Origin of the sequence: Pseudomonas sp. p50(2008), assembly GCF_015351605.1 — a bacterium.
In the GTDB taxonomy this organism is placed as follows: Bacteria; Pseudomonadota; Gammaproteobacteria; order Pseudomonadales; family Pseudomonadaceae; genus Aquipseudomonas.
The window spans coordinates 734,685-747,167 of sequence record NZ_JACMYF010000001.1; the positions used below are offsets into that span (position 1 = coordinate 734,685).

The 12,483-nt window shown below is 53.4% G+C and carries 13 protein-coding genes; 6 read left to right on the forward strand and 7 right to left on the reverse strand.

The annotated features are described in order from the left end of the window. Positions 1-145: 145 nt before the first annotated feature. The 3 genes from rfbC to H7698_RS03295 all read left to right on the forward strand — a co-directional run bounded on the left by rfbC (position 146) and on the right by H7698_RS03295 (position 2,604). Entirely contained in the window at positions 146-691 is a 546-nt protein-coding gene (gene rfbC / locus H7698_RS03285) for a dTDP-4-dehydrorhamnose 3,5-epimerase (protein ID WP_194690778.1), read from the forward strand. A 256-nt stretch (positions 692-947) separates the two neighbouring features. After that, a complete protein-coding gene (gene eat / locus H7698_RS03290) occupies positions 948-2,312 on the forward strand; it encodes an ethanolamine permease (RefSeq protein WP_194690564.1) in 1,365 nt (454 codons plus the stop codon). A gap of 124 nt (positions 2,313-2,436) precedes the next feature. Then, on the forward strand, positions 2,437-2,604 hold the full coding sequence (locus H7698_RS03295) for a DUF2897 family protein (RefSeq protein WP_081744012.1): 168 nt from the start codon (positions 2,437-2,439) through the stop codon (positions 2,602-2,604). 45 nt (positions 2,605-2,649) lie between these two features. Here the strand turns inward: H7698_RS03295 and H7698_RS03300 are convergent, their stop codons facing one another. Next, a complete protein-coding gene (locus H7698_RS03300; RefSeq protein ID WP_162436133.1) occupies positions 2,650-3,501 on the reverse strand; it encodes an urea carboxylase-associated family protein in 852 nt (283 codons plus the stop codon). Positions 3,502-3,701: 200 nt separating this feature from the next. On the opposite strand from H7698_RS03300, the gene H7698_RS03305 reads away from it, so the two are divergent. Next, entirely contained in the window at positions 3,702-4,259 is a 558-nt protein-coding gene (locus tag H7698_RS03305) for a TetR/AcrR family transcriptional regulator (protein WP_194690565.1), read from the forward strand. Here H7698_RS03305 and fabF read toward each other — a convergent pair. The 3 genes from fabF to H7698_RS03320 all read right to left on the reverse strand — a co-directional run bounded on the left by fabF (position 4,256) and on the right by H7698_RS03320 (position 6,926). Continuing rightward, positions 4,256-5,530 (reverse strand): beta-ketoacyl-ACP synthase II, encoded by a 1,275-nt coding sequence (gene fabF, locus H7698_RS03310; protein WP_194690566.1) that lies wholly within the window; start codon positions 5,528-5,530, stop codon positions 4,256-4,258. The genes H7698_RS03305 and fabF overlap by 4 nt on opposite strands. 32 nt (positions 5,531-5,562) lie before the next feature. Beyond that, positions 5,563-6,357 (reverse strand): SDR family NAD(P)-dependent oxidoreductase, encoded by a 795-nt coding sequence (locus H7698_RS03315; RefSeq protein ID WP_194690567.1) that lies wholly within the window; start codon positions 6,355-6,357, stop codon positions 5,563-5,565. A gap of 233 nt (positions 6,358-6,590) precedes the next feature. Next, positions 6,591-6,926 carry a ComEA family DNA-binding protein gene (locus H7698_RS03320; protein ID WP_194690568.1) on the reverse strand — a complete coding sequence of 112 codons (336 nt, stop codon included), beginning with the start codon at positions 6,924-6,926 and terminating at the stop codon, positions 6,591-6,593. 574 nt (positions 6,927-7,500) lie between these two features. Here H7698_RS03320 and H7698_RS03325 point away from each other — a divergent pair. Together H7698_RS03325 and H7698_RS03330 are read left to right on the forward strand one after the other, a co-directional pair. After that, positions 7,501-8,163: an acetyltransferase gene (locus H7698_RS03325; protein ID WP_194690569.1), complete on the forward strand. Its 663-nt coding sequence runs from the start codon at positions 7,501-7,503 to the stop codon at positions 8,161-8,163. Continuing rightward, complete coding sequence (locus tag H7698_RS03330; RefSeq protein WP_194690570.1) at positions 8,163-8,594, forward strand: MaoC family dehydratase; 432 nt, start codon at positions 8,163-8,165, stop codon at positions 8,592-8,594. The genes H7698_RS03325 and H7698_RS03330 overlap by 1 nt, the downstream gene beginning before the upstream one ends. A 266-nt stretch (positions 8,595-8,860) precedes the next feature. Here the strand turns inward: H7698_RS03330 and H7698_RS03335 are convergent, their stop codons facing one another. From H7698_RS03335 to H7698_RS03345, 3 genes are all read right to left on the reverse strand, one after another. Beyond that, positions 8,861-10,870, reverse strand: a complete 2,010-nt coding sequence (locus H7698_RS03335; RefSeq protein ID WP_194690571.1) for a polysaccharide biosynthesis protein — start codon at positions 10,868-10,870, stop codon at positions 8,861-8,863. A 75-nt stretch (positions 10,871-10,945) separates the two neighbouring features. Continuing rightward, positions 10,946-11,974, reverse strand: coding sequence for an MraY family glycosyltransferase (locus H7698_RS03340; RefSeq protein ID WP_194690572.1), 1,029 nt, complete (start codon positions 11,972-11,974; stop codon positions 10,946-10,948). Beyond that, positions 11,971-12,303: a hypothetical protein gene (locus tag H7698_RS03345; RefSeq protein WP_194690573.1), complete on the reverse strand. Its 333-nt coding sequence runs from the start codon at positions 12,301-12,303 to the stop codon at positions 11,971-11,973. Before H7698_RS03345 ends, H7698_RS03340 begins: the two co-directional genes overlap by 4 nt. Between the last annotated feature and the right edge of the window lie 180 nt (positions 12,304-12,483).

Sequence of the window (12,483 nt, forward strand, 5' to 3'; positions counted from 1 at the left end):
ATTTGCTTCATCTTCGAGAGCAGTCCCCTCCCTGCACTTCAGCAAGCGCAGAGAAGGACGAAAGACCGCCCGCAGTTCCACTCGCGCGATGCCGGCACTTTGGGCGAGAATGTCCACCATCGACGTCCTTAGCAGGAGATACAGCTTGAACATAGTTACCACCGATCTACCCGGTGTTGTCATTATCGAACCAAAAGTCTTCGGTGATGAGCGAGGGTTTTTTTACGAGAGTTTCAACGCCCAGGCGTTCAAAGAGGCTACTGGTGTAGATACGCACTTTGTCCAGGACAACCATTCTCGCTCTCAAAAAGGTGTGTTGCGTGGTTTGCATTACCAACTTGAGAACACCCAGGGCAAATTGGTTCGCGTGACTGTGGGTGAAGTGCTAGACGTAGCGGTAGATATTCGCCGAAGCTCCGCGCATTTCGGAAAATGGGTCGCTGTACGTTTGTCCGCGGAAAACCACCGCCAGCTTTGGGTGCCAGAAGGTTTCGCCCATGGTTTTGTCGTATTGAGTGACTTCGCCGAGTTCCTCTACAAGACCACCAACTACTACACCCCATCCGCCGAGCGCAGTATTCGTTGGGATGATCCGGATCTGGCGATCGACTGGCAGCTGGATGAAGCGCCACAGCTTTCGGCCAAGGATCAGGCCGCAGCCTTCTTTAAAGAAGCTGACGTTTTTTCCTGATTCCGGGCAGACAAACAGCGCCTGATTTTGTCAGGCGTTTCCCGGATAAAGATCGCTCGTCATTCAAAGCGAACGTGCGCGCGAAACCAGCATAAAAATCTCCAACGCCCCCAACTGGCGCATCCAATCGCCCTACATCAGCGCCCAACATCCTCGATACGACAGCTTTCAGCGCTTTACGACGCACAAACCCACACTGGCACGCCCACTGCACGCGCCCTTCCCGAGCTTTCCAAATCGTTCAGGGAGCAAGCGCATGAACACACAACTCAAACCCACGCTCGGCACGCTGCACCTGTGGGGCATTGCAGTCGGGCTGGTGATTTCCGGTGAGTATTTCGGCTGGAGTTATGGCTGGGGCGTGGCCGGTACACTCGGCTTTCTGGTGACATCCTTCATGGTCGCCACGATGTACACCTGCTTCATCTTCAGTTTTACCGAGCTGACCACCGCGATACCCCATGCCGGTGGTCCCTTTGCCTACAGCCGTCGTGCTTTTGGCGAGAAAGGTGGTTTGATCGCCGGGCTGGCGACACTGATCGAATTCGTTTTCGCCCCGCCGGCGATTGCATTGGCAATCGGCGCTTACCTGAACGTGCAGTTCCCCGGTCTCGATCCGAAACACGCGGCGGTGGGGGCGTACATCGTGTTCATGGGGCTGAATATTCTTGGGGTGAAACTGGCCGCAACCTTTGAACTGGTGGTCTGTGTGCTTGCGGTCGCCGAACTGCTGGTGTTCATGGGCGTGGTCGCGCCGGCGTTCAGTTTCAGCAACTTTGCCCTCAACGGCTGGGCAGGATCTGATGTGTTCGGGGCGCCGGCAATTGCCGGGATGTTCGCAGCGATCCCCTTCGCCATCTGGTTTTTCCTGGCCATCGAAGGCGCCGCCATGGCGGCTGAAGAAGCCAAGGACCCGAAACGCACGATTCCAAAAGCTTACATCAGCGGCATCCTGACCCTGGTGGTACTGGCGATGGGGGTGATGTTCTTTGCGGGTGGCGTTGGCGACTGGCGTACTCTGTCGAACATCAACGATCCGCTGCCGCAAGCCATGAAAACCGTGGTTGGAGAAAACTCCGGCTGGTTGCACATGTTGGTCTGGATCGGCCTGTTCGGCCTGGTGGCAAGTTTCCACGGAATCATCCTGGGCTACTCACGGCAATTCTTCGCGTTGGCCCGGGCCGGTTATCTGCCTAAATCCCTGGCAAAACTCTCCCGTTTCCAGACCCCGCACCGGGCAATCATTGCTGGCGGCGTGATCGGGATTGCAGCGATTTACAGTGACGGCTTGATCAATCTGGGCGGAATGACGCTGACAGCGGCAATGATCACCATGGCGGTGTTTGGCGCCATCGTGATGTACATCATGAGCATGCTCAGCCTGTTCAAACTGCGTAAAACCGAACCGAATCTCGAGCGGACGTTCCGCGCACCATGCTATCCACTGGTGCCGTTCATTGCGCTGCTGCTGGCGGTGGTGTGCCTGGTGGCGATGGCATGGTTCAACACGCTGATCGGGTTGATCTTCGTCGGGTTCATGGCGGTGGGTTTTGTGTACTTCATGCTGACGGCGCAACTGCGGGCCGACGCGCCGGCGGATGCGATGTTGACCGGGCTATAACGTGGTGGGGCGTGTAGGGCATATCAGGCATAGAATGGAACCACTGCGAAAATAAATCGCTCAAAGTGGTATGCACGATCGGTTGGCGAACTGCGCCACCGGCCTGCCCCTCAAGGAGAGCCCTATGCCCTGGTATGCCTGGTTGATTCTGGTCGTTGCAATCGGCTCGATCGTTGGTGGTTTGATGATGTTGCGCGACACCGCCACCAAGGTCGATCTTACCGAAGAGCAACGGAAACGCGTCGCTGAACGCAATGCGGAAATGGATGCCAAGGAAGCGCAGGACCGCTGAAGTGTAAATGTGGCGAGGGAGCCGGCTCTCTCGCCACATGTGTTTCTACTTTTCCCAATCGGCTTTTGCGACCTGCAAGCCATGCATCCCGTTGTACGCCGCACGTTCCGGCTGACTCCAGCCTTCAAGCAACGCATCCTCCAATCGATAAATTTCCACGCCCAGCGGACGACACACGCTCAGCGGATCCTGTGCATCCGGCCCCCACATGGCCAGTGACAAATCGCCACCGGGACAGGTCGAGAGCGCGCACAGCAGATCGATCTCGGCAAAGAACTCCAGGTAATCGCCCTTCTGCGCCGGACACGCCTTCATGAAGTACATATCGTCATGATTGAGACCGGTGCACTGAAAAATATTCAGCACGTCATGCACATCGAACTCTGTCAGACCGTGGGGCAGCACGGCGCGGGTCAGGTTCGAATGACAGTGGTGATGGAAATCCTCACCCGTAAGCATTTTATTTACATACGGATCGCAGCGAGTGCCGAGCAAATCGTGCAGGCGTCCACCATGCTCGTCGATGCCATAACCGGCCAGACTGTCATCCGTAATGGTCACCAATGGTCGTAAAAATGGCAGGTTCGACCAGAGCCGGTCATGGGTGCTGACATGGGCGCCCTGCAACTGCCGGGTACGGGCTGCCCACAAGCGTTCCCGCGGATCATTGGCGTTCCAGACGTTGAAGTCCCCCACTTGTGGCCCGACGGGTGTGGTGACACGAAACACATGCCCGGCCGGCACATTCCAGGCGCGGCCGGTGCGAATGGGGACCTCGAACTGTTCGACCAGCGTGCGCCCGTCCTTCGCCTCGCGAATCCGGTCGTAAAAGGCAGTATCAACCTGCAACGCAGAGCCTTTGCTGACCTGATAGGCCGCTGGATAGTCTTTGTACATGGCACGAATCCTCAGTCAGTGAACGCCGTGCAAGTTCGCCGGCCTCAGTGGTCAGTCGGCAAACGAGTAATCACTATTCGTGCCAGCAACTAAATATCCGGAATTCGATTCGAAGCATCTGTGTGCTTTTTTAGAAGTAGAAGTACAGTCACCATCTATGTTTCCTTGGTTAAACTGACGCATTGCCGTGGAGATTTAAGATGCGTTACTCGCAGGATCATAAAGCCCAAACCCACCAACGTATTATCAAGGAAGCTGCTGCACGCTTTCGCCGCGATGGAATTGGCGCCACTGGCCTGCAACCCTTGATGAAAGCTTTAGGACTGACTCACGGTGGTTTTTACTCGCACTTCGCCTCCAAGGACGAACTGGTAGAAAGGGCGCTGCAAGCTGCGGGCGAAGAAGTGGAAGGCGTTTGCGCAATGTTGTTTGCCGAGGAACGGCCGCTTGAAGCCTTCATCGACCGCTATCTCTCCGAATGGCACCAGACATCGCCGCATCAGGGTTGCCCGCTCCCAACCATGTCATCGGAATTGGGTCTGCGCGGACAGCCCAGCGCAACCTCCGATACCATCCTCAATGCAAGGCTGGAACAGGTGCGAGGAACACTGGAAGGTGACGACGCCGAAGATCGCAGCATTGTCATCATGTCGACGCTGGTCGGCGCACTGCTGCTGTCACGCAGCGTCGAGAATCCCGAACTGGCCCGGCGGATTCTCGACGTCACTCGTGATCACCTCAAGCGATCGCAGGATTAACCCTGCCAGCGCTTGAACAGCACGCTGGCGTTAACCCCACCAAACCCGAAGCCGTTCGATAACGCGTATTCGATGACCATCGGGCGCGCCTCGCCATGGACGATGTCTACGCCTTGGGCCGCCGGGTCCGGAGTTTCGAAATTGAGGGTCGCGGGCACGATCTGATCGCGGATGGCCAACAGCGTGAAAATCGCCTCGATCCCACCGGCAGCACCGAGCAAATGCCCGGTGGCCGACTTGGTCGATGTCACCGCAATCTTGTTATCCGTCCCGAACAATGACTTGATCGCCGCCAACTCACCCAAATCCCCGACCGGTGTCGAGGTTGCGTGAGCATTGAGATGCTGAACCTGTGCCGGCGAAATCCCGGCCTGAGCCAACGCCAGTGACATCGCGCGTCGGGCGCCGCTACCATCCTCAGGTCCGGCGGTCAGGTGATAGGCATCGGCGCTGGTGCCGTAGCCGACCAGTTCCGCGATGGGCTGGGCACCACGGGCCAGCGCATGTTCCAGGGATTCGATCACCAACAGACCGGACCCCTCCCCCATGACAAAGCCATCGCGGCCACTGTCGAATGGCCGCGAGGCACGCTCAGGTGTTTCGTTGTAACCACTGGACAACGCGCGAGCAGCGGCAAATCCGGCAAGGCTGACTCGATCGATTGCAGCTTCGGCACCGCCACAGACGGCTATGTCCGCCTCACCGCTACGAATCAACCTCGCCGCATCACCAATCGCCTGCACGCCAGCCGCACACGCCGTCACCGGAGCACCCAAAGGGCCCTTGAACGCGTGCTGAATCGACACATGGCCTGCCGCCAGGTTGACCAGAAACGAAGGAATAGTGAACGGCGATAAGCGCCGCGGCCCTCGGCTGTCGGTGGTGCGCACCGCATCCGCAATAGCGCCGAAACCGCCAACGCCTGATCCGATAATGGTTGCTGTGCGCTCCTGAGCGGTGGCGTCCACCGCTTGCCAACCCGCCTGCTCCAGCGCCTGACGCGCCGCCTCCATCGCAAACAGAATGAAGCGATCCATCTTCTTCTGTTCTTTAGGAGGCGTCGCCCGATCCGGATCAAAACCCGCCTCGGCATCTTCAGCCAGCGTCGGCACCACGCCGCCGACTCTGGCGGGCAAGTCCGCAACCACCTCCTCCGGCAAAATACGCAACCCGGATTGCCCGGCCAGAAGGCGCTCCCAGACCGCTTCAACATCGCTGCCCAGAGGCGACACCAGCCCCATACCCGTTACCACTATTCGACGATCACTCATACCGCACACACCTCGATCCCATACATGGCGCCTCACTTGTAACGCGTGGCCGCCTTGCTTTTAGACAGGTTCGGCGCCATCACATGACGCGCCGCTACAAAGGCTTCCCAATCGCCAGCGTCCGGCAATGACGGAATGGTGACCAGCTCACCTTGGTCCAGACCAGACAACGCCGCATCTACCATTTCACCGGCTTCCATCACCATATCCGCAGGAATTTGCGCCGCATCGATACCGGAACGCTCCCAGATTTCGGTGCGCGTCACCCCAGGCAATACGGCCTGGACCTTGACGCCTGTGCCGTCCAGTTCGGCGTTTAACGACTGGGTCAGACTTAACACATATGCCTTGCTGGCGCTGTAAGTCGCGTTGAAACGTTCTGGAAACAATGCCACAACCGAGGCGATGTTGATGATCGTCCCACGACCCGCCTTGGAAAAACTCGCCGCCGCCGCCGAGGCCAACCGCGTGACTGCCGTGATGTTGAGCTGAATCAAACGCTCAAGCTGGTCCATGTCGGAGTTGGCCAGCAAACCATCGGCCGCGACGCCGGCATTGTTTAGCAGGAGGCTGATACTGGAATCGCTGCGCAGGCGCTGTTCGAGTTTTAACACGTCGTCCTTTCGCGTCAGATCTGCCTTGAGCACTTCGACTTGTATACCGTGCTCTGTGCGCAGCCTGGTTGCGGCTGCGTCGAGGCGCTCCTGATCGCGTGCGACCAGGAGCAGGTCAAAACCGCGGGCGGCCAGACGCTCGGCGTAAATTGCACCGATGCCGGAAGATGCACCAGTGACGAGAGCGGTTCCTTGGGCTTTGGGAGAGTTCATAAAGGGTGCTCCTGGGGAGAGGCTGAGGGCGAGAACGTACGAGCGGTTCGTTGGACGACGTATTTATTATAGGCATAATCCAAAGTGCATATGATAGTCGTAATTTTTTAGGCGCCGACGAAAGGAGGTGCCGTGCGCAGGTGCCACGCCTTGAAGCGCAGGACATTTTTTGATCGCCTCTAAACGAAAAAAGGCCGGTCAATGACCGGCCTTCCTAATGCTGAACAATCAGCTTAGTTCACCTCGAGCTTCTCACGGTTTTTATCCAGAATCGCTTTGCCGATCCCCTTCACTTCCAGCAACTCATCAACGGATGCAAAGGGCCCGTTCATATCGCGATACGCAACAATTGCCTGGGCCTTTGCTTCACCAACACCTGTCAGTTCTCGCTGCAAAGTTGGCGCGTCGGCACCATTGAGGTCGACTTTGCCTGACATTTCCTTTGGAGCAGCTTCCATCACTGCAAGGGGTTTGCCAGTCTCGGGCTTGGCTGCGGGCGCAGCAGTAGCGCTGATCGAGAGGCTGGTGAGCAGGGCAAAAATCAGAGAGGAGAGGTAACCGGTACGCATATTTGAAGCTCCATGACATCGATTGGGAAAGCAGCTTTTCCGAAGCTGCCTCCCAAATCTAGGCGATGTATGGGGGCTGTCAAAAGTGTGTCTGTTGCGGGATGTGAAACAATCGCGACTGATTCAATGATCAAAAAGTGAAAATTGCTTTTCGGATACCGAATGCTGTATTTACGAGCCCCTCCAGAACCACCGAGGGCCAATGTCTGGAGTGTTGGGCATCTATGCTTAGTAAATCTAACGAGGCGCAAAAGCGAGACCAAACGTAAGGCGGGGGAGTCCCGATCCGAGGGGTAACGGCCAATGCACCCAATCTGGCGGTCCGCACTAAGTTCAAAAGCCAGCGGTGAAAGGCCCTGACGCCGGTCAGGGTTCGGAGTACCCAAAGTCAAGATGCAATGTTTCAGGCAAGCAAACCAGACCGAACTAGAGCGGCATATCGACCAAGGCTAACTGTCGAACGACGAGAATCAGCGAATCCCCCAGCACGAGAGACCATCATGATCGGGTTCGTGTATATTTGCAGGGTTCTGAAAGCGGGCCGTCAGCTGTAAGCTATCAAATAGGAGAATATATGAATATTTACGCAATTATTGGGGCTGGAGGTTTTGGCCGTGAAGTGCTGCCGCTTGTTCGTGAGCACATTCGCATTGCGGCCAATGACGAATGCCGAATTGTATTTGTCGATGACGGCTCAAACGAAGACCATGTTAATGGTATTGAAGTCATGACCACAGAGGCGTTTAAAGAGACTCCCGCCGTAGATAAATTTTTCAATATCGCAATCGGCAACAGTAAGGTTCGCGAAAAAATAGCTGACGATATGATCTCCGCGGGTATAAAACCCTTCGCGATAACCTCAATCAACAGTGTGGTCCTCGACGAAAATAAAATCGATGACGGCGTAATTTTGTGCCCCTTCACTACCGTTACTTCGAACGCTACAATTGGAAAGTTCTTCCATGCCAATATCTATTCCTACGTTGCCCACGACTGTGTAATTGGCGATTACGTAACTTTCGCACCTGGCGTAAAATGCAACGGCAATGTAATTATTGAAAACCATGCATACATCGGCACAGGAGCTATAATTAAACAAGGCACGCCCAATAAACCTATAGTGATAGGAGAAGGCGCGGTGATTGGTATGGGAGCGGTTGTAACCAAGAGTGTACCCGCCGGAGCCGTAATGGTAGGGAACCCCGCAAAACCACTCCGCAAGGGACTCGGCAGCTAATGGCAGACTTTACTATAGCTTCAGTGCCCATCGACGAAATCGAAGTAGGGATGAAAGCTAGCTATTCCCAGACGATAACCGATGCTGATATCAAGTCCTTCGCCGGAATCAGTGGCGACCATAACCCGGTGCACGTTGACAGCGACTATGCTGCCGGATCACGATTTGGAAAACGAATTGCACATGGGTTGATGTCTGCCGGCTTTTTTTCAGCAATATTCGGTATGAGGATCCCCGGCCCTGGCTGTGTATACGTATCACAGAACCTTAACTTTCTGAGACCCGTTTATATAGATGACACAGTAACGGCAGAAGTTGTTGTCACCAAGGTTGACCAAGAGAAAAGGCGTGTATTTTTTGACACCACTTGCAGGGTCAAAGGAAAAAGAGTCATCAGCGGGTCGGCAGAGATCTTCATACCTATTAAATAAAACACACCCCGCGAAAGCGGGGTGTCCGTTTTATATTCCACCTCTGCACTTTCACCTTAGTCAATGCACGTCAGGCGAAAGTCTCACCTGACGTCTTTTGGCAGATATTACCTAACTTTTACTATCGCGCCCACATCAGTTTCCCCTTAACAAATATAATACGAATGATATATATCCAGTGCTGATATAACTCAATTGCTGATCAACGTTATACTGTCCATGCACAGGTCTCCGTTGGAATCAGGGGTCTGCTGCAAAATTAAAAATCAGTGTTCGAGACGCTGCTGTTGGTAAACCCAGTCGACAATATCTCCATCGGGCGTATAGCCGCTGACGGTGTCGCTAAGGATCTGTCTGACGCGCGGATAGTCGTCCTCCTCAACAGCCTCGAGTAACTCTGCCAGCCTGATTTTGAGCACATCCCATACCAGATGGTCCTCGTTTGCACTCATTATCATCGGATGCTGAGTCGCGCTGACGTTGTCACCGATCAACAACTCCTCGTAGAGTTTTTCACCTGGACGCAACCCTGTGAACTCGATTGAAATATCACCATACTGGTTCTTCTCTGAACAAATGCTCAAGCCCGATAAATGAATCATTTTTCTAGCAAGTTCTACAATTTTAACAGGCTCCCCCATGTCAAGGACGAACACATCCCCGCCTTGCCCCATAGAGCCTGCTTGAATTACCAGCTGTGCAGCTTCGGGAATGGTCATGAAATAACGAGTAATTTTCGGGTGCGTCACCGTAAGCGGCCCGCCGGACTGTATCTGCTTGTAGAACAAAGGTATGACGGAGCCGGATGAACCAAGAACGTTACCAAAACGCACCATAGTGAAACGTGTTTTATTGACATGCGAGACATTAGTGATATCTCTAAACAGCACTGGAGCCAATTCACGGCTCAGCGCCTGCAACAACATCTCGGCAAGCCGCTTGGTGCAGCCCATGACGTTAGTCGGCCGCACTGCCTTATCAGTCGAAATCAGTACGAAGTTGGCGACGCCTGCCTTCAAAGCAGCCTGGGCAGTATTAAGCGTACCCACAACGTTATTAAGAACCCCTTCAGCAACGTTGTGCTCAACCATTGGCACATGCTTATACGCCGCCGCATGATAAATAGTATCTACACGCCAGGCTTTTATCACATTCAGCAACTTCTCCGGATCGCGCACAGAACCTAGAAGTGGCAATAAGCGGACAGACAGTGACTCGCGGGCTATTCGTTGCTCAAGCTCGGACAAGATGCTGTAAAGATTGAACTCACTGTGTTCAAACAATATCAGCGTCGTAGGATGGAGAGCAAGAATTTGCCGACATAGCTCTGAACCGATGGAACCGCCAGCTCCGGTAACAAGAACAGACTGCCCCTCAATGCAATGTGCAAGCAGGTCGCCTTGCGCTGGAACGGCATCCCTGCCGAGGAGATCGGCAATATCTACTTCTTGGATGTCATCAACCTTTACACGCCCGCTGGCTAGATCCATGAAACCGGGAACGCTTCGAACATGGAGAGGGAAACGTTCGAGATAACCTAAAATTTCACGACGCCGCCCCCGGCTTGCTGAAGGGATGGCCAATAGAACTTCCTGAGCCCCGGTCCTATCAATCATCTGTTGTATATGTTTTGGCTTATAGACCTGCAAACCGGATATGGTCCTGACGGCAATCCCGCTGTCATCATCGATGAACGCCACCGGGCGCATGACTCGTCCCATACGCAAGGCCGCTACCAATTGGTTACCGGCAGCACCCGCGCCATAGATAGCGACTTTCGGTAAGCCATCGTCCCGACTGGTGAACGGCACATGCTGAGCCGCTGCATACCAGTCGCCCAGGAAATACTGACGCATAGCAAGGCGAAGCCCGCCAATCATGATCAAGCTCAGCCACCAGTAGTTGAAAATAATTGATCGAGGGACAATATTTTGATGATTACTGTACCAATAAACAAACACCCCTAGAATTAGCGAGGACAAGCTGACTGCCTTGATAATTGCAATCAATGCATCGTTACCGAAGTACCGCATAACGGCACGATACATTCCAAAGCGGACAAATAAGGGTATTGCTACTATTGGGGCAGCTAAAAAAAGCCAGAAATGGGCGATCAGTGGGTTGACCATGTCATCAGTGCCGAGGCGAACCAAAAATGCCAACCACAACGCTGCCCAAACGAGAAAAATGTCGGCTGCAATTTGAATGAGCCGTTTCTGACGGCGCGGAAGCTTAAGTAACAGTTTTCTCAATTTACCCAAAACTCCTTCATACATCTCGAATCGCTCCCAACGCCGTGACTGATCAGTGTGCCTCTGCAAATGCAACCAATGCTGAATAAAATAAAGCAGTTACTGACAGATTGGTTCTTTTTCGATTCCATCCGATTGAAATTTGATTGCCAGTATCAGGAGAGGTGTATAGGCGACTACAAGCGCCAATACACCGTCCAATCGAAAGTAAGTCACGCAGAGCGCAATGGGCAGGAGCCAGACAAGATTGATCATTCCAACAGCAAGAGAGACTGCTATATGCGTTCCATACCTACGTGATGCAATTTGATACACATGACTACGATGCGCTTCGTAAAATTTATCCCCGCGGACCAAGCGACGAATTAACGTAAAGGTTGCGTCAACAATAAACACGCCTAACAAAATAAGCCAAGCCCACAACAACTGCGGTGCAACCCATGCTGCCTGAATGGAGATGATACCAAACACGAGTCCCAAGAAGCCGCTTCCTGCGTCCCCCATAAAAATACGGGCCTTGGGAAAATTCCAGAACAGAAACCCACTAACTGCCAGCGCTAGCATGCCGGGAGCCCAAATCAAGTGCTCTAACCCCATCAGCCAATACAGGAGACACGCCCCCGAACATACCGAAATCGCCTCAATACTGGCAATTCCATCGATCCCGTCCATAAAATTGTACAGATTGAGCATCCAAACGAGATAGAACGCTCCCAGAATGAGCCCCAGCCAACCTGGATCCACGACAAATCCGAAGGTAATGATGGGAGGAAAACCTCCCAGCCAGAACAATGACCAGACAGCCGCGCAGAAATGCGCTGACAATCGCCATGGTACAGCTATATGGTTGTAATCATCCATGAAACCGATAATAGCGACCACGCCCCCTGCACCACCGATGGCGATTAATAGTGGCAAATCCACCAATTCAACCCAGGAAAGAAAGGAAAGAACCAACAAAAAGGTGATGACAATTGCAACGCCACCACCCCGCGGTGTAGATATTAAATGAGAACTACGAGCGTTGGGAATATCCACAATGCTTCTAGCCAAGGCGTAGTTTCGAAAAACAGCGGTTAACATTAAAGAACAACTCGTCACTACAGGAATCAACCACCAATACATCATAGTTTTTTTCCTTGCTGAAAATACTGCGCGGTGATCTTCAACGCTTCATCAATAGAGCACAGCGGTAACCATCTCAGCATTGATCGTATTTTTTCGAAGTCCACATGTAAAACGCCAAATAAACGATATGAAAAAAAAACGTTTCCGCCCAGAAACCCTTCGGCTCCACCAACAAAAATGGGACGTGTTGGCAAAAGACGAGCCTTTTCGGTTAAGACATACGCTGTTTTGCGTCGCAATTGGGTTTTGGAAAAATCTTCATCATTACCGAACAGATATGCTCTGTTGGCAGCCCCTAGGTGACCAATAAATGTGAAAACTAAATCCACCTGATTTTCCTATGCGACAAAACAACAAGGATTATCAATCATCCCGAAAGGCAACTGAATTTCTTGATCAAACTCATGCATTATACTCCAAAAGTCAACCCTGACTCTAGACTCACACACCAGCGACGGCCTAATAATCACGACATCCCTCCCGTTTTCGATGGCAAGGTCACCCAACAG